The sequence below is a fragment of the Acinetobacter sp. AYS6 genome, assembly GCF_025630795.1.
In the GTDB taxonomy this organism is placed as follows: domain Bacteria; phylum Pseudomonadota; class Gammaproteobacteria; order Pseudomonadales; family Moraxellaceae; genus Acinetobacter.
Genome location: NZ_JAOTNV010000008.1, coordinates 329617 through 348196 on the forward strand (window position 1 = coordinate 329617; position 18580 = coordinate 348196).

Below are 18580 nucleotides of genomic sequence, written 5' to 3' on the forward strand. Positions count from 1 at the left end.
CAAATTGCCAGCACTGTGAAGTGAGTCACAAAATCTATTAAGTACTGTATAGCATAAAAAAAACGCCCTTTCGGGCGTAATAAAAATACTTATTTATATATTATTACTGGGTTAAAGATTCACCTTTCCAAGCCTTAAGCATAGCATCCGCAGCATTTTCAGTGACAAAGTCACAATATTTACCTGCATAAGGTGGAACATATTCGTCAACACCAGACTTATGATGGTACTGCCCAGAATATTCGGTATCGTTTATTGTAAATTTCATTGCTAATAATAACTCATCGCGCGACCAGTTAATACCTTGCCATGTTCCCATTGCAGGCGCAGTAGCATTTGAATCAACATATAAAGGCGCAGTACCGTCACTAGAGAACCCTATATAATCTTTATTGCTGTAAGTTTTATTAATCATCCAACAGGTGGAACCTTTCGGAAACTTCACTGAATCTTCTTCTAATAATGCCTTGTAATAAGCTTCAAAAAAGCCCTGTTGACTAAGAGGTAGTGATTCATAAAGCCACTGGCCTAAATATTTAGTCACTGGTTGACCTGAAATATCAATTTTAACTAAATCTTGATATAGAAATAAATTATCGCCTTTCACTAAGTTGGCTGGTTGATAATTTAAAGCTGTGTCAGAAAATTGGACTTGGGAACCCAATAAATACCATGTCCCATCAGTTGTTTTAATCGGTTCTAAAGTTACGCCCTGATCAGTGAAGTAATGTTGACTAAGTTCATACCCTAATGGATGATTATCAGGATAGCTTATATAAATTTTATTATCCTGAATCTTATAATTTTTCTTCTCAAGCATTGGATTCCCAGCGATCTGACTCGCAGAAAAACCAACCAAAGTCTGCGCTGGTGTTACTGACGTATTCTGTTCCTGATTATCAGATTCATTACATGCTGAAAGTCCAAATGCACATAAACATGAAAGTATTAACTTTTTCATTATGTTCCTAAATTATTAATATAATGTAATCTGTATTATCAATAATTTGCTCTTTTTGGCAATGTAAAAATTAAATAATTCAGATGAGAGGTACTATAGTTTTATTAAGAATTATTCTATAAAACTTAATATCAAACCAAACAAAATTATTTAATTAGAGAAGATATCTCACTGCTATCATCTTTTTTTCTAAATTATTTTATAGTCTTTTTTATTTTTACTTTTAGAAAAGAGAACTAAAATTTTCCATGCTAAATTAATCTAAAAGTCTTCAATATTAAAATTTAATTAGTAACATCATGAACCTTTATAAAAGTTTTGTGGTAATTCGAATAACAGGTTAGATCCCATTGAAAAATCCCCTATCCCTACAAGAAATGATATCAAATATTGAATATATTTCTGATGAGCAAACCATCTATGCTGAGCAACCTTGGGCTATTACATCCAAAGCAGTTGCTCTATCAAATGATGAAAAGATGGAGGTTATTATCAAGGATAAGTGCTATAGCTATTTTCTTGAAGTATTTATTATCAAAGAGTTAATAGAAGACTTTGATAACTCATTAAATAATCAAGACCTTGTATTTAAGATCATTCAATACGCAATAAATGATGCATGATGAATATCATTATTTAAAATAAAAACGCCCTTTCGGGCGCTTTAATTAAAATACATATGGTCGAACAAAAATCAGGAAGAAAATCCCAAGCATTAATAACCATTTTAAAAAGTAATACAACTTACGGTTTTTAGCTTTTAATGCTTTAGCTTTAATGCGAATTTGGTAAACATAACCAAAAGCTTTATTTAAGCCACCTGTTTGGTCACCTGTTTCATTCGGTGAACTCGCCGCAGTCATGACACTACGACCAAACCAATGATTAAAACGTTCCATCCATTTCACTTTCATTGGACGTTCAACGTCTGCAAAGAAAATGATACGGTTTTGATCAGTCTTATTTTCAGCATAGTGAATATACGTTTCATCAAACACGACACTTTGACCATCACGCCAAGAATATCTTTCACCATCGACATCAATAAAACAACGGTCATCATTTGGTGTAATTAAACCCAAGTGATAACGGAGTGATCCTGCATACGGGTCACGGTGTCTTACCAAACGGCTGTCAGGTGCAAGTTCAGTAAACATTGCTGCTTTAATTGTCGGTAATGTTTTAAGAAGTGCAGTAGTTTTCGGACAAAGCTCAGCAGCCGATGGATGGCTTGACTCGTACCATTTTAAATAAAAACGCTTCCAACCTGTTTTAAAGAATGAGTTAAAACCTAAGTCATTATATGTACTTGAAGCTTTAATCCCACCTTGGTCATATAATGCCTTCGCTTCATCACGAATCATTTCCCAATTTTCATCCAACACTTTTAAATCTTTAAAATGCTGTGTGTCGATATAAGGTTGATTTGGCACCTTTGAAAAGATGTACATTAAAAAGTTAATCGGTGCGAGCAAGGTTGAATGGTCAAAAAATTGACGATAAAACGAGTGCCGCACTTTGCCGCGATGCTGGATATACAATGCTGATATCACAAAAATCGCTAATATGATCCACTTAATCATATAGTTACTCGCATTTAAGCATCTTTAAAGATACTTCGAAGGAATTTGAAATTGAGGGAATAATAACAAAGTCTCGAAGAAAATTCAGACCTAGATCAGCAAGTATTATTTTTTGACTAAATTGAAATCTCAAAAATAACCATTTTTGAGATTTCTCAAACTCAACATTCAAAGTTAGTCTTGGTATGGTTTCCAATCTAATCCAGACAGAGAAACGAGTGCTTTTGCAGCGGTTTCATTGTAGGCATAACAACCAGATTTCAATTGAGCAATTGTTAATTGGGCAAAACGGAGCTCTTCAGGATCATCTGTATTTTTTAAATATATTTCCCAATGCTTAATCTCTTGATCAGCAGTCCAAGCAATGTTACTCGTATAATTTGCTTTATAGAGCTTACCTTGATATTGCACCGCAACACCATCACCAATAGCAAAACCTAAAGTAGTATCATAAATCGTTGTCCATAGAACATTTTGCCATGATCCCTTAACTGCTTTATAAGTAAAACCAAATGGATTTGTTTGATTCAAATAATTAAGATAGGGACCATTTTCAGCATCAAACTGATCAAAACTTTGATTAATTTCATAGTTTTGATCAATATTAAATGCAAATGTTTCTTGATTAGATTTTTTTGAAACTAAACGATAACAGCTACTTCCTTGAGGGAATTTATTCTGTCCATAGGTAGTAAGAAATAGACGCCCATTAGTCGTACTTTCATCACTTACTGAAAAGCCTAATGCTCGATATCCTGGCAAGACAGTATCAAACATATTCTTATCAGATAAATCAACTCTTTGAAATTTCCAATCCTCTTTAACATCTCCAATGATGTCTAATCTCCAATCTGTCATTGAATTAAAATTCATGACATTGAGTGCTTTATCAGTAGGGAAATAGAGTTTTTTCTCTGTTAACAAATACTCATTTAAAGCTTGATTAGAGGAGCCATCTATTGATTTTTTATTAAAAATTTCAAAATAAGCATTATTTAGCTCATCTGTTTTTTCATTAGTATTATAATCCATAAAATAATAACGCGTACCATCCGCAATAGAATCTTGTGATGTACCACTTTGGTTGTTATTCGCAGAATTATTATCACTAGAACCACCACCACCTCCACATGCACTCAACATAAAAGGAAGGATGGCCAAAATCATAAATTTATTTTTTAACATAATAGATACTTTATTGAACATTTTTATAACACAAAGTTTATCTAAAGATAAAAAAATAGACAATACTGTCTGTCTAATAATTCACACAAAATATCAATTTTTATTACTAGACCAAAAATAATTTATTAATTGTCTAATACATTCCCCAGCTTTATCTTGCCCCTTCTTAACAAGAAGCTTTTACAATTAAAAATATTTTTTTCATAAATATAGATTAAAAAAATTATTTAAAAATAATTGATGACCCTTGCGTCACGGCTTGATACAACTTGTCAGGTTTTTTTTAGATATAGTTATCGTAAGATTAGCGAAGCATAAATGTGTACCTAAGCTGTGCACACGCTTCATAACATCAATTTAGAAGTCCTCCAAAACCAAGGAGATCAGGCATGATCCACGCTGGCAATGCCATTACCGTCCAAATGCTTTCGGACGGAATTGCAGAATTCCGCTTTGACTTACAAGGTGAGTCGGTCAATAAATTTAACCGTGCAACAATTGAAGATTTCCAAGCTGCTATTGCTGCGGTAAAAGCAAATAATGATATTAAAGGCTTAGTGGTTACCTCTGGCAAATCGACATTTATTGTTGGGGCAGACATTACCGAATTTGGTGAAAACTTCGCTCAAGGTGAAAAAGCGATTGTTGACTGGCTTATGCCTGTTCACGAAATCTTCAATAGCTTTGAAGATTTAGAAATTCCAAAAGTTGTTGCTATTAACGGTATGGCGTTAGGCGGCGGTTTTGAAATGTGTTTAGTGTGTGACTATCGTGTGATGTCAGAAGCTGCACAAGTGGGCTTACCAGAAATTAAACTTGGTATTTACCCAGGTTTTGGCGGTAGCGTACGTTTAAGCCGTCTTATCGGTATCGACAACGCGGTTGAATGGATGGCGATGGCTGCTCCGAAAAAACCAGCTGCTGCACTAAAAGATGGTGCTGTAGATGCGGTTGTAGCTGCTGATAAATTACTTGAAGCTGCAACTGACTTAGTTAAGCAAGCAATTTCTGGTCGTTTGAACTGGAAAGCAAAACGTCAAGAAAAACTTGATGCTGTAAAATTGAACCCACTTGAACAAATGATGGCGTTCAACACAGCAAAAGGTGCTGTACTTGCTAAAGCAAATCCGGCTCAATACCCTGCTCCAAAATTATTACTTGATTCATTACAAGCAGGTGCAAGCCTTGCGCGTGACGAAGCATTAAAAGCAGAAGCTGAAGGTTTTGCTAAAGCTGCGATTACTCCACAAGCTGGTGCATTGATTGGTTTATTCCTCAATGACCAAGTTGTTAAGAAAACTGCTAAAAAACATGAAAAAGGTGCTCATCCTGTAAACCAAGCAGCAGTACTTGGCGCTGGTATCATGGGTGGTGGTATTGCTTACCAAGCAGCAAGCAAAGGCACTCCAATCATCATGAAAGATATTGGTAACCCACAACTTGCACTAGGTATGTCAGAAGCGAACAGCTTGTTAACTAAACAAGTTGAACGTAAGAAAATGAAACCTGCGCAAATGGGTGAAACCCTTGCACGTATCCGTCCTACTTTAAGCTACGATGAGTTTAAAGAAGTCGACATCGTGATCGAAGCGGTTACAGAAAATCCAAAAGTTAAAGAAATCGTTCTTGCAGATACTGAAAAGCATGTTCGTGAAAACACGATTATTGCATCTAACACGTCTACAATTTCAATTACACGTTTAGCGAAAGCATTACAGCGTCCTGAAAACTTTGTAGGTATGCACTTCTTCAACCCAGTTCACATGATGCCGCTTGTAGAAGTCATTCGTGGTGAAAAGACTTCTGAAGAAGCGATTGCAACTACTGTTGTGCTTGCTCAAAAAATGGGTAAAACACCAATCGTTGTAAACGACTGCCCAGGGTTCTTGGTTAACCGTGTATTGTTCCCTTACTTTGGTGCGTTTGACCTTCTTGTAAAAGACGGTGCAGACTTCCAGCAAGTTGACAATGTAATGTCTAAATTTGGCTGGCCAATGGGTCCTGCTTACCTTATCGACGTTGTTGGTATCGACACGGGTGTGCATGGTGCAGAAGTCATGGCTGAAGGTTTCCCAGACCGCATGAAGCCAGACTACAAAGGTTCAATCCAAGCAATGTACGAAGCTAAACGTCTTGGTCAAAAGAATGACGTTGGTTTCTACAAATACGAACTCGATAAGAAAGGCAAAAAAGCAAAAACTGTTGATCCAACAGCGTATGAAATCATTGCTCCTTTCGTTACTGGTGAAAAACGCGAGTTTGATAACCAAGAAATCATTGACCGCATGATGCTTGCTTTCTGTAACGAAACAGTTCGTTGCTTAGAAGACAACATCGTTGCAACTGCTGCTGAAGCAGACATGGCAATGATTATGGGTGTAGGTTTCCCTCCATTCCGTGGTGGTCCATGTCGTTATATCGACCAGACAGGTGTTGCTGAATATGTTGCACTTTGCGACAAATATGCACACTTAGGTAAGGCTTATGAAGCGCCACAAATGTTGCGTGACATGGCTGCTAACAACAAAAAATTCTACGGTTAAGGAGCAACGTGAATGGCTACTTTAAATCCACGTGACGTTGTCATCGTTGATGGCGTACGTTCTGCAATGGGTAAAACCAAAAACGGTATGTTCCGCAATGTACGTGCTGACAGCTTATCTGCTGAGTTGGTTCGTGCACTCGTTGCTCGTAACCAATTTGACACCAATGAAGTTGAAGATTTGATCTGGGGCTGTGTAAACCAGACTCTAGAGCAAGGTATGAACATTGGCCGTAACATTGGCTTATTGGCTGACTTACCAAAAACTGTAGCAGGTCAAACGGTAAACCGTCTTTGTGGTTCTTCTATGCAAGCGCTTCATACTGCTGCTGCACAGATTGCAACCAACCAAGGTGATATCTTCATTATTGGTGGTGTAGAGCACATGGGCCACGTAGGTATGATGCATGGCATCGACTTAAACCCAGAAGCATCTAAGCACTATGCAAAAGCATCTAACATGATGGGCTTAACTGCTGAAATGTTAGGTCGTATGAATGGCATTAGCCGTGAAGAGCAAGACGCATTTGGTGTTGAATCTCATCGCCGTGCTTGGGCTGCAACTCAAGAAGGTCGTTTCAAAAACGAAATCGTTGGTGTTGAAGGCCATGATGCAAATGGCTTTAAAATCCTTTGTGACATCGACGAAGTAATTCGTCCAGATGCAAACCTTGAGTCGTTCAAAGCACTACGTCCTGTATTCGATCCAAAAGGCGGTACGGTAACTGCTGCTACATCTTCAGCGTTGTCTGACGGTGCTTCTGCAATGTTGCTTATGTCTGCTGAGCGTGCACAAGCGTTAGGTTTAAAACCACGCGCTGTAATTCGCTCTATGGCAGTTGCAGGTTGTGATGCTGCAATCATGGGTTATGGTCCAGTTCCGGCAACTCAAAAAGCACTTAAACGTGCTGGTTTAACGATGGCTGATATTCAAACTATCGAATTAAACGAAGCATTCGCTGCTCAAGGCTTATCAGTAATGAAAGGCTTAGGTATTTATGACAAGCAAGACATCATTAACTTAAATGGTGGTGCGATTGCTTTGGGCCACCCACTTGGCTGTTCTGGTGCACGTATCACCACTACGTTGTTAAACGTCATGGAACAACAAAATACTCAAATCGGTCTTGCGACTATGTGTATCGGCCTTGGTCAAGGTATTGCAACAGTGATCGAACGTGTTTAATTAACACCAAGATAAAAAAATCCCCGCTCAATGCGGGGATTTTTATTTTATCGGCCTTTTAAGCCATCTTGAATTTGCTGCTGTAAATTTATAAGGTCAGTAATATTCACTTTCATCGTACCCTCACGATAAGCATCAACATTACTTCGGTTAATGTTCAATGGTCTTAACATTTCAAAAATACCGTTGGTTGGATCAGAAGACTGTATTCCACCTGCTACCGCTAAAATGTATTGTTGTAAGAATGGAGAAAGCTGGGACAAATCAGGTTGTGCCATAACAGGCTGATAATCTACCGTAGTCATGCCTTCAGGGACTAAAGCATTCTGAATATCGTTATGAATTTTATACTCACGATGTTGCAGAGCCTGACGCACTTTTTTATCTTCTTGAAAAGGCACAAATCCCACCTCTTCACGTAGCTCAGATTCAGCCATAACACGAATTGTTGGTAAAGTCGCTACTTCCTCTGCTTGAACAGTCGGTAAACCCATAAAAGCAAATGCAGCAATCAAAGCTGATTGTTTTAGAAAGTTCATAACTTGCTCCAAAAATCAGTCATCCTATTTCAATTAAAAGATGATGATTAAATTAAAAGTATCTATAAATAGGCTACAACAAAGTCAAATTTGATTCAGTAATGCTCAGATAAACGGTAAATATAATTAAATTTTTTAATGTAATAGTACGGCTCTTCTAGTTATTAAAACTGCATCCTATAAGGCACTCTATAACTTGAACAAAAGTGTTCAGATTATAGAGTGCTATTCATCTTATAAACTTTATTCGCTCTCTAGCATTTCTTTTAAAGAATCGACCAATTGAGGAAATGCCGTATAACCTTCTCGTCCTAAAAAGTGCCCACCATTAGGTACTGTAATGTACGGCGCATCAATTTCTTTCGCCAATTGAATCGTCAGTTTAGGCGGAACCAAATCATCATTATCAGACAAATACACCAGCTTTTTCTTTATACCCTTAAAGTAATTCGTATCGACTTTACTCTTTGTTATATAACTATTAAGAACAGAAGAATCTGAAATGAAATCAGAAAATCCAGATACTAAAATCATTCCTCCAATATTTTGATAATCGTGTCTTTGCAAAAAGTGCAGTAACGTAATCACCCCTAAACTGTGTGCAACAAAATAGGTATTTTCATCCACATTTGGGATCTGTAGATCTAAAACCTTCTGCCATGCATCTACATCCGGATTCTCAGAATCTGGAAATGGAATTAGGGTAACAGAAGTGTGTTCATCTTCTATTTGATGCTTTAAATCTTGAAACCAGTGATCATTTATAGAAGCAGAATAACCGTGAAGCACAAATATTTGATGCATGTTGTTCTCCTGAAGTTGTAGTGTTTTGGCATTTGTAACAAATGTCATTAATCCGAATAACACCAATAAAATGAGTTTTCTGAACATGAAACAAGTACCATTTTGAAAGATAAAAACATGCTAAACTATGACACCACTGTTAAGGTCAACCCCATTTTATGAACTTAGCTAAAGTTGCCGAACTCACAAAAGTAAGCCCTCGTATGCTACGTTATTACGAAAGTTTAGGCCTTATACAACCTCATCGGGCAAGCAATAACTATCGCAGTTATACGCAAAAAGACATTGAAAATATTAAGAAAATTAAAATATTAAATGATGCAGGAATGAACCTAAAAGATATTCAGGTTTTGTTACCTTGTTTTGATTTAGATGAGCGCGTATTTACGCTGTGTCCAGTGGTTCAAGAAAAGTTACAAACCGAGCTCATGCAGGTTTCTCAGCAGTTAATCAAACTACAATCTTCTCAAAATTTATTACAATCTTTTTTAACCAAAGGAAAAGCTGAGAGCACCAAACCATAATTTTTTGATGCTCACGTAAAATTCATTCTTTTAACTCTCCTTCTAATGAAGCTACATTCTTTTTCTTAATTTTTTCAATTTTTGCATTTAGCTTTAAAACCTCTTGATACAGCCCATTAAATTTTTTGACCTGAGCATTTTCATGAAAAAAAATCATCTGATCTTTCTTCTGCCATTCATAATTTTTTAGAAGTTTAAACATTTCTTCTGCTTTATCTAAAATTTGTAGCTCAATCATAAAAATTGCATGATCTTGATCAGCTTTTTGTTGAGTTCCCAATTTCATTTCAAGCAATTGCCTCATTTCTGCATCAACAGATAATTCTTGAACCTTTGCTAAGAAAGTTTTATGAATTTTTTCATATTCAGTTTGATATTTATCTGAAGCCGTACGAACATCGGCTAACATCTTTTCTGTTTCTACATACTTTTGTTTTTTATCAAGATCTAAACGGTCAACATTTAAAAAAGTATCCCATTTTGCCGCCTTTAACTCTCTTAAATATTCATTACGGGCATTTATATTTTGAATCCAATAACTTAAAAGAAATTCTGAAATTTGCTTATAGTGTCCTGCCAAACGCTTATCATGAATATCAAGCTGGACGGGTTTAGACCAGTCTTGTGCTTGTTCATAAAGTTGGTTCATTTTTTCAGTCATGACCACATCAAACATTTGACTACTGTCTTTAGCCTGTTGCTGTTTAATATGTTGATAGCTGAAAAAAATAATGCTTGTGATAACAATCAGACTTGCAATCGCAATCAAAACTCGGCGCATACACACCTCCTATTTCCATTCTTATAGTTTTGCTCTTTATAGTTATAAAATAGAGCTTATTCTTCTTTATATGTCATTTATTTCACAATACGCAACACTGTATTCGCTACTCAAAGCTTTAAATCCTGATCCATCATCCCTATTATGATGGGTAATTAAAATTTATGAGATTCTCCCATGCGTGTTGATGTCTGGTCTGATGTAGTTTGCCCTTTCTGTTATATCGGCAAAAAACGCCTTGAACATGTAGCTGCTGAAGCAGGTATTGAGCTTGAAATTCACTGGCATAGTTTTGAATTAGATCCTGATGCGCCAGCAAAACATGACACATCAAATACAGAACGTTTGGCTAAAAAATATGGCCGTACCTATGAAGAGATGGAAGAAATGGAACGCAATATTGCTGCCATGGCTGCCTCTGAAGGTATTGATTTCCAATGGCAAAAGGCGAATTCTGGCAATAGTTTCAATGCACACCGTATTATCCACCTTGCGCAAAGCAAAGGCTTAGGCAATCAAGCAAAAGAAGCTTTTTTCCATGCTTATATGACCGAAGGTCTGGCAATTGGTGAACGTGAAGTTGTAGAAGAAATTGCGTCTCGTATTGGTCTTGATAATGCAGAAGTTGAATTTGTATTAGATACCAATGAGCTATCTGACTTTGTTCGTCATGACGAAAAGATTGCTAAAGAGCAGTTAAATGTTACGGGTGTGCCATTCTTTGTATTTGATCAAAGAATTGCACTCGCTGGTGCCCAACCACGTGAAGTCTTTTTAAAAGTTTTAGAGCAAGCACAACTTAAAGCAAATGCTGAAGCAGTTGAGCAAGAGGATGCAGCTGTTTGTAATGATGAATCATGTGATATTCCACAGAAATAAATCAACACAATTAAAAGTGTGATTAAATCGTATGTTTTATCACCATTTTAGCAATAGAGCGTTCTAAAAAAAGAACTATCCAATTGTTTAAAATCAGTTTATTATTGCCGCTTAGAATATTCGCGCTGTAATGTTCTGTTTTTTATGTGTTTAATGATCGGAATTTGAAGTTTCCTTGATCTATCATCCCCCGTAACTGGGGGATTTTTTTTGTTAAAAATAAACGCTACTAGCTTAAACTTTTTAATTTATTTCAAATATGTAAGAAAAGTTAAATTTACTTAACTTTTGTGTCGCCCTCTTGATTTTATTAGAAAAATCAACAAAAGTGGAAACAACAACAAAACATAAAGATAGATATGAAAACATTTCACGTAATGCCTTATCGGCAGCTTTTTGCACTTTTAACTATTGGATTCGGTTCAGTATGCATCGCTCATGCAGAAACCACCTCATCCTCTCAAAACCAGCAAGTGAAAGGTTTGTCTTCTGGAGTCCAAACTGAAGCCCCCACAGATGAAAATCTTCTTGATCAGATTCCACGTTGGGTAGATGCGACCCCTACTATTTTTCCAGAGCAATCTAATCAACCTATTGTTCCTCCTACCGAACAAACCGAAGAACAAACTTGGGTTGACCGTAAACAAAAGAAAATTCGGAATTGGGCCGATCGTACTTCTGAAAAAATTGATAACTGGTTTGGTGAAGTCGATCCACAAAAACCTGCTACAGCAACCATCCGCGTAATGGTCGATAACTATTGGAATGAATACGATAACTTTGAAATTAAGCCCAGAATTCGGGGTAAGATTAAGCTACCCACTCTAGAAAAACGTCTAAGCGTGGTTTTTGGTGATGACTCTCTAGATAACGAATTTAATAATAGCCCAGCCAATATCAATCAGAACCCAAATCAAAATTCAAATAAGAAGTTAGATGGTAAACAAACTCGAGATGACAACAGCTCCATTGCTTTACGCTGGTCAAATTTCTCGAAAAAATTGCCTTTTGAGACAGATGCTGACTTAGGTATTCGTTCTGGGGACGATATTTATGTTCGTTTAAAAGCATCGAGAGATTGGCAACTCCGTAATGATTTTAAGTTTTATGCTGAGCAGATTTATCGTTATGGTATAGATAGCGAAAACTACTTGCGTACCAATTTAGAACTAACACATGCTAGACCAAATCAACCGATTTTATCGAATCAGTTCAGCCTGACCTATGCCGATGATCAAGATGATGATCTAGCTTGGGAAAACCGGACTTTCCGCGAGCACAGTTTCTTTGCAAACAACCGTTTTAACTATGGTATTTATACAAGTGGTTATTACAACGACAATGACTTACGTTTAAATAGTTGGGGACCATTCGTTTCATGGCGCCAACCCGTTTTACGTGAATGGTTCTTTGTTCAAGGAGATGTAAATTATTTTAATGACCACCGTGAAGATCGCAACCATTTCGTCAGCACATTCTTGCGCTTAGAAGCTCTTTTTTAAGCTGCTAAACATCACCTTGGAACCCATCCAAGGTGATGAATAATAAAATACTTTTAAATAAAAATTTAAGCTTAGCTTCTTAAAATATTATTCTAATTTTTGATTCTTTATTACTTTGAACGATGAATCAATTCTCTCCTTTTTCATTTCAATACAAATCGACTGTTTTAGTTTGCATTTATAGTTTGGGCGTATTGGCTTTTATTCCGCATACTCAATTTTTTTATAACTCTTTAAAGCACCAACGGTCACGGCGTTACCCCTATTATTCTACAAGTTTCGCTAAAGGAAAAAGACAATCACTTTCACTCTCTCCTTGTGAAATAGAGACAAATGATGCTTTACCCAATGCAGCTTTAATTCAAGAACTTATGGCTGTGTTCGGAAATGATACGTTATGGAAACGTGCAACCCAGGCTGAACATTCTTATAAAGCTTTTGGCAAAAGAAAAAAGAAGAACTCTTCAGCTCAGGTTTCGACAACTAATCCACTGAGTGCAAGCTGGGCTACCATTTCAACTTGGATACCTTTTGAAAATAATCTTGATTTAGGTTCAAACTCAGAAAACGATGTCTATGTACAATTTTTGGCAAAGAAAAAATGGAACTTAAGACATAACATTAGCATAGATACAGAGCAGGTATTTCGTTATGGTTCAACCAGCCGGAACTACACTGAAACGACGCTAAACTTAACGCAGAAAATGCAAGATAACACTCTTTTCGCTAATAAATTTAATGTGAATAAGAGTGAAAATGAAGATTATAGCTGGGGGAATTGGACTTTCCAGCAATATCAATTTTTAAAAGATAATCATCTTACTTACGGTGTCTATAGCGGTGGCGTATATACAAAAAATGATATTCGACTAAATAGCTGGGGACCTTATATTTCATGGCGCCAGCCTGTGTGGCGAAATTGGCTTTTTATGCAAAATGACCTTAACTTTTTTAACCATATTGATGATGATTCGAAACATCAACTCAGCGTTCAAATGAATCTCGAAGCTAATTTTTAAACAGAAATCACTAAATTGTGGATAACTCTTTCTTTATCCACAAAAAAGCCCCTGAAGGCTCAGAGGCTTTTTTAAAGCTAAATTATTTCAGCAATAAGCTATTAATACGTTTTACATAAGCTGCTGGGTCTTCTGGTAAACCACCTTCAGCAATCACAGCCTGATCGAAAATTACGTTAGCCAAGTCATCAAACTGCTCTGAACCTTCAAGTTTTTTCACTAAAGGATGTTCAGGGTTAATTTCTAAAATCGGTTTGATTTCTGGCACCGCTTGTCCTGCTTGTTTAAGCATACGAATAAGTTGAGGTGATAATTCACCTTCACTTGTCACTAAACATGCAGGAGAATCAACTAAACGCGTGGTTACACGTACTTCTTTAGTTTTAGCTTTCAATGAGTCACTTAGCTTATCAACCACAGGTTTGAACTGTTCAGCTGCTTGCTCAAGTGCCTTTTTCTCTTCAGCATCTTGTAAGTCACCTAGATCAACCGCACCTTTAGAGACATTCTTTAATGGCGTACCGTCAAATTCTTGGACAAAATTCATTGCCCATTCGTCAACACGCTCTGCCATTAATAATACTTCAATGCCTTTTTTCTTAAACAACTCTAACTGTGGCGAGTTTTTCGCTGCCGCCAAGCTGTCAGCAGTCACATAATAGATAGCTTTTTGGCCCTCTTTCATGCGCGCTTTATAGTCAGCAAAAGAAGTCGACACTTCATCGTTAGTTGAAGTCGCATAACGTAATAATTTTAAAATACGTTCGCGATTACCAAAGTCCTCACCCAAGCCTTCTTTAAGTACTGAGCCAAACTCACTATAGAATGTCTTGAATTTTTCTTGGTCTTTTTCATCTTCTGATTTAGCCAAACCATCAAGTACGGTTAATACACGGCGTGCATTACCTTCACGAATTGTTTTGACATCACGGCTTTCTTGCAACAACTCACGGCTGACATTCAGTGGTAAGTCAGCACTATCCACTACACCTTGAACAAAGCGTAAATAATTTGGAATTAAATTATCTGCATCATCCATGATGAACACACGTTTTACATAGAGCTTAATACCGGCTTTTGCTTCACGTGTAAAAATGTCATGTGGCGCTTTACTTGGAATATAAAGTAGTTGGGTATATTCAGTACTACCTTCAACACGGTTATGCGCCCAAGCTAATGGTGCTTCAAAGTCATGTGTTAAGTTTTTATAGAACTCAACATATTGCTCTTCAGTCACTTCGCTTTTGTTACGCGTCCATAAAGCACTTGCCGAGTTGATCGCTTCCCACTCGTCAGTTTTGACCATTTGGCCGCCTTTAGGTTCTTCACCTTCGGCAACCTCTTCTTCTTGCCAAACTTCTTTTTGCATTTCAATTGGCAAGCTAATGTGATCAGAGTATTTATTAACAATTTGCTTAACTTTATAAGATTCTAAGTAATCAAGCGCGTCATCACGCAAGTGAAGAATAATGTCAGTACCACGTGACGCCTTATCAATTTGCTGAACTTCAAACTCGCCTGTACCACCACTAATCCAACGCACCCCTTCAGATGCCTCTAGACCGGCACGACGGGATTCAACCGTAATTTTATCGGCAACAATAAAGCCAGAGTAGAAACCCACACCAAATTGACCAATCAACTGAGCATCTGCTTTTTGATCGCCAGTCAATTTTGACATGAAATCTTTAGTGCCTGATTTCGCAATTGTACCTAAGTTATCAATCGCTTCTTGTTGGCTTAAACCAATACCGTTATCAGAGATGGTTAAGGTTTTATCTTCTTTATTTAAGCTGATTCGTACATGTAAATCTGGATCATTTTCATAATATTCAGGATGATTAATTCCTTCAAAACGTAACTTATCACATGCATCTGAAGCATTAGAGATAAGCTCACGTAAGAAAATCTCAGGGTTAGAATAGAGAGAATGCGTCACTAAATGTAAAAGCTGGGCAACTTCCGCTTGGAAACTATAATTTTGTGATGCTTGTTCACTCATAAATCACTCCTTAAATTTTGAAGCTGTTTGTTCTCGAATGCTTTATGAATGGAGTACTTCTAGAATTTTTCAATCCTGAATATTAAAATTTTTTACTCTAATTAAAATGGACCGTGGCTTAACACCCTATCTTGCAATATCATATCTAACTGCTTTTGACGTTGCTGATAAGCTTTGCTAATACAACTTACACCAGCAGCACAAGCATTTCTTTTTTTCAACCATTGCTGCTGAGCATCTTTTTGGTTATCCCGTCCGCCCATTGGTAAAGCATGCAAAACGATTTGATAGGTCGTCGCCATTTTGACATCGGCATCGTTTAAAGAGCGGTTTTTACAAATACTTTTTTCTGTTTTCGTTTTTGCAGCATCACACGAGAAACTTGCGGCTTGCAAACTCTGTGTAAAAGCGATACCACTAAAAAGAGCCAAACAGATTGCTAATTTTTTGTTCATGATTTTATTTCCATGTTTGTAATGAATAAAATTAGTTTAGAAAAAAATTGGCATAAGATATGTATAAAACTGTCTGTTTTATGATTTTTTTAGTGCAAATAAAATTCATAAAAAAACCTCACATAAAATATATGTGAGGTGCCTGAGTCTAGGTTTATTATTATATTGTTCTATTTATTATTATGCTTAAAATTTATAGCTATAACCTAAAGTGTAAATAAATGGATTAATATCCAAATCAAATTTAGTCCCATTTGTTAAAGTAACTTCAGGACTTAAATCTGCATAACGAACGTCTACAAATACTCCCCAGTTTTTAGCATCAGCAGGTTGAAAATTAAAACCAACTTGTCCTGCCACACCAAAATCTTCTTTTACTTTGTCAGCAACTCCTTCTTCATCCCAAGGAATAAATGCTGTAGCACCCACACCAATATACGGTGTGAAACGAGTGGAGTTTTTAAAATGATATTTTGCTGTAATTGTTGGTGGTAACTGTTTAATACGCGCTACTTTGTTTCCATCTAACAACACATCATGGTTAATTGGTGTTGCTAATAATAATTCTGCCGAAAATGGAGATTGGCCAAAAAAGTATTCTACTGATGGCGTAAATGCATATTCTTGATCTGCTTTTACCACACCCAAAGGAGTCGTTGTATCTTCTGATGGAGCAATAGCACTACCACCAAATTTTACTTGCCAATTACCAGCAAATGTAAATGAAGACATCCCCATTAATGCAACAACCAAAACTTTTTTGAACACTTTAATATCTCCAACCTTATTTATATTTATAATAAACATGTATTTTAAAATCATGCAATACACATTATAAAATTAATTTATCATTTATTTTTAAATATATGTTTTAAATAAAATTATATATTAACCAACCATTTTAATTGGTTTTAAAACCAACCTTATTAATCAAGATTATTCTATATTACCAACCATTTTAATATACTTTATAATTCTGAGCATTTTAATATAATTTATTTTAAATACATGTTTTACTTAGGCAATAAAAAACCTTCTTAATTTAAACCTAAAGATTATTATTAAGAAGGTTAATCATTTAATATTTTATAAAAAACTTATAAAACCATTGCAGCAATCCAGCCAAAAATTAATAGCGGAATATTAAAGTGAATAAAGGTAGGTACAACCGTATCCCAAATATGATCATGTTGACCATCTACACCTAAACCAGCTGTTGGCCCTAAGGTTGAGTCAGAAGCTGGTGAACCTGCATCACCTAATGCTGCTGCAGTCCCAATAAGGGCAATCGTCGCTAAGGGTGAGAAACCAAACTGCACACATAAAGGCACATAAATAACAGCAAGTACAGGCACACTTGAGAAAGACGAACCAATACCAATCGTGACAAATAAACCGATACAAAGCATTAAGAAAGCTGCAAGTGCACGATTATCTCCAATAATCTCGACGACACCCTTCACTAACTGATTAATATCTCCTGTATGCGTCATTACCGATGCAAACCCCGCAGCAGAAATCATAATGAAACCTACCAAGGCCATCATCCGCATGCCTTGTACAAAGACATCATCTGCATCTTGCCACTTAAAAATTCCGGCGGTAGATAGAACAGCAAAACCGACTAAACCACCCAAAATCATTGAACCAGAATAGAGCTGTGCAGCGAGTGTCAAGCCAATTGCAAGCAATGCCATATAGATCGTTTTCTTTGCAATGACGGGCGCTTGCTCTGCCTCATGCTTTAACTCTTCAGCATCTGCTTTTAAGTCAGCTGTTTCATCTTGCGCTGTTGCACGAAGAGGTTTATCCAAATCAATCGTTGTAGTTGGCGTAATAGCGCGATCGGCATAAATTCTTGGTTTACGGTAGCTAATAAATACAGCAACCAAAGTACCTATAACCATTCCTAAAACTGGAATAGCCATACCAATTGACATCATGCCACGCTCTACATGTAAGCCATACGCTGCGCCAACTTTGTTGATATTTCCCATCAAAATCTGTTCAAGGAAAATTGCACCAAACCCAACCGGAAGAAAAATATAAGTTCCGACCAAACCTAGCGTAAGCACACACGCTGCTGCGCGACGGTCTAACTTTAAATGGTTCATTACCCGTAATAATGGCGGAACAAGTACAGGAATAAAGGCAATATGAACCGGAATAAGGTTTTGAGAGAAAATAGCAGCAATCAGTAAAATACCTAATAATAAATATTTCACTTTAGTTTCGCGGCTTTTCCCCGCTTCCATTCCCAACAAACCAATCAGTTTATGGGCAAGTAAATCAGGTAAACCAGATTTTGAAAGTGCCAAGGCAAACGCCCCCAACACAGCATAGGCAAGTGCAACTTCAGCACCATCGCCAAGACCAGCGTTAAAAGCATCAACGGTTTGAGAAAGGCTTAAACCTGCTACAAGGCCGCCTACAATGGCAGAAACCACTAAAGTCAGTACGACAGAAACGCGCGCCAGTGATAATAGAAACATCACTGCAATCGCAATAACGACAGCATTCATGAATAAATTCAGAGCAAAACAAAAGGCGACATTCTATCAGATTCAGATCTATGAAGCCGAAAATATCGCCGAATTAACTGTTTTATGCAGTCACTG

Annotated in this window: 17 protein-coding genes; 7 read left to right on the forward strand and 10 right to left on the reverse strand. The window is 36.8% G+C overall.

The features are described from left to right. Positions 1 to 103 precede the first annotated feature (103 nt). Positions 104 to 961 (reverse strand): hypothetical protein, encoded by an 858-nt coding sequence (locus OD757_RS14325; RefSeq protein WP_263032277.1) that lies wholly within the window; start codon positions 959 to 961, stop codon positions 104 to 106. A gap of 350 nt (positions 962 to 1311) precedes the next feature. Here OD757_RS14325 and OD757_RS14330 point away from each other — a divergent pair, with 350 nt between their 5' ends. Continuing rightward, a complete protein-coding gene (locus tag OD757_RS14330) occupies positions 1312 to 1584 on the forward strand; it encodes a hypothetical protein (protein WP_263032278.1) in 273 nt (90 codons plus the stop codon). A 45-nt stretch (positions 1585 to 1629) separates the two neighbouring features. Here OD757_RS14330 and lpxO read toward each other — a convergent pair whose 3' ends face one another. Both lpxO and OD757_RS14340 read right to left on the reverse strand, forming a co-directional pair. Then, entirely contained in the window at positions 1630 to 2544 is a 915-nt protein-coding gene (gene lpxO, locus OD757_RS14335) for a lipid A hydroxylase LpxO (protein WP_056483156.1), read from the reverse strand. A 174-nt stretch (positions 2545 to 2718) separates the two neighbouring features. Next, positions 2719 to 3729 carry a hypothetical protein gene (locus tag OD757_RS14340; RefSeq protein WP_263032299.1) on the reverse strand — a complete coding sequence of 337 codons (1011 nt, stop codon included), beginning with the start codon at positions 3727 to 3729 and terminating at the stop codon, positions 2719 to 2721. A 389-nt stretch (positions 3730 to 4118) separates the two neighbouring features. Here OD757_RS14340 and fadB point away from each other — a divergent pair, with 389 nt between their 5' ends. Together fadB and fadA are read left to right on the forward strand one after the other, a co-directional pair. Further along, complete coding sequence (gene fadB, locus OD757_RS14345) at positions 4119 to 6272, forward strand: fatty acid oxidation complex subunit alpha FadB (RefSeq protein WP_013199092.1); 2154 nt, start codon at positions 4119 to 4121, stop codon at positions 6270 to 6272. A gap of 12 nt (positions 6273 to 6284) precedes the next feature. Next, complete coding sequence (gene fadA, locus OD757_RS14350) at positions 6285 to 7457, forward strand: acetyl-CoA C-acyltransferase FadA (protein ID WP_263032279.1); 1173 nt, start codon at positions 6285 to 6287, stop codon at positions 7455 to 7457. Between the two features lie 47 nt (positions 7458 to 7504). Here the strand turns inward: fadA and OD757_RS14355 are convergent, their stop codons facing one another. After that, the gene (locus OD757_RS14355; RefSeq protein WP_263032280.1) at positions 7505 to 7996 is read right to left on the reverse strand and encodes a hypothetical protein; all 492 of its coding nucleotides are present in this window, start codon (positions 7994 to 7996) and stop codon (positions 7505 to 7507) included. Positions 7997 to 8239: 243 nt separating this feature from the next. After that, positions 8240 to 8887 (reverse strand): RBBP9/YdeN family alpha/beta hydrolase, encoded by a 648-nt coding sequence (locus OD757_RS14360; RefSeq protein ID WP_263032281.1) that lies wholly within the window; start codon positions 8885 to 8887, stop codon positions 8240 to 8242. A gap of 71 nt (positions 8888 to 8958) precedes the next feature. On the opposite strand from OD757_RS14360, the gene OD757_RS14365 reads away from it, so the two are divergent. Continuing rightward, entirely contained in the window at positions 8959 to 9324 is a 366-nt protein-coding gene (locus OD757_RS14365) for a MerR family transcriptional regulator (RefSeq protein WP_009393197.1), read from the forward strand. A 22-nt stretch (positions 9325 to 9346) separates the two neighbouring features. Here OD757_RS14365 and OD757_RS14370 read toward each other — a convergent pair whose 3' ends face one another. Continuing rightward, positions 9347 to 10105 (reverse strand): hypothetical protein, encoded by a 759-nt coding sequence (locus tag OD757_RS14370; protein WP_263032282.1) that lies wholly within the window; start codon positions 10103 to 10105, stop codon positions 9347 to 9349. Positions 10106 to 10282: 177 nt separating this feature from the next. On the opposite strand from OD757_RS14370, the gene OD757_RS14375 reads away from it, so the two are divergent. The 3 genes from OD757_RS14375 (at position 10283) to OD757_RS14385 (ending at position 13505) form a co-directional block, all read left to right on the forward strand. Beyond that, on the forward strand, positions 10283 to 10984 hold the full coding sequence (locus OD757_RS14375; protein ID WP_263032283.1) for a DsbA family oxidoreductase: 702 nt from the start codon (positions 10283 to 10285) through the stop codon (positions 10982 to 10984). A 359-nt stretch (positions 10985 to 11343) separates the two neighbouring features. Further along, the gene (locus tag OD757_RS14380; RefSeq protein ID WP_263032284.1) at positions 11344 to 12486 is read left to right on the forward strand and encodes a hypothetical protein; all 1143 of its coding nucleotides are present in this window, start codon (positions 11344 to 11346) and stop codon (positions 12484 to 12486) included. Between the two features lie 122 nt (positions 12487 to 12608). Then, complete coding sequence (locus OD757_RS14385) at positions 12609 to 13505, forward strand: selenocysteine synthase (RefSeq protein WP_263032285.1); 897 nt, start codon at positions 12609 to 12611, stop codon at positions 13503 to 13505. An 82-nt stretch (positions 13506 to 13587) separates the two neighbouring features. On the opposite strand, the gene htpG is transcribed toward OD757_RS14385, so the two are convergent. The 4 genes from htpG to OD757_RS14405 all read right to left on the reverse strand — a co-directional run bounded on the left by htpG (position 13588) and on the right by OD757_RS14405 (position 18484). After that, positions 13588 to 15507: a molecular chaperone HtpG gene (htpG, locus tag OD757_RS14390; protein WP_263032286.1), complete on the reverse strand. Its 1920-nt coding sequence runs from the start codon at positions 15505 to 15507 to the stop codon at positions 13588 to 13590. Positions 15508 to 15608: 101 nt separating this feature from the next. Next, on the reverse strand, positions 15609 to 15962 hold the full coding sequence (locus OD757_RS14395; RefSeq protein ID WP_263032287.1) for a lysozyme inhibitor LprI family protein: 354 nt from the start codon (positions 15960 to 15962) through the stop codon (positions 15609 to 15611). 186 nt (positions 15963 to 16148) lie between these two features. Then, positions 16149 to 16730 carry an OmpW/AlkL family protein gene (locus tag OD757_RS14400; protein ID WP_263032288.1) on the reverse strand — a complete coding sequence of 194 codons (582 nt, stop codon included), beginning with the start codon at positions 16728 to 16730 and terminating at the stop codon, positions 16149 to 16151. 329 nt (positions 16731 to 17059) lie between these two features. Next, positions 17060 to 18484, reverse strand: coding sequence for a Na+/H+ antiporter family protein (locus OD757_RS14405; protein WP_263032289.1), 1425 nt, complete (start codon positions 18482 to 18484; stop codon positions 17060 to 17062). Between the last annotated feature and the right edge of the window lie 96 nt (positions 18485 to 18580).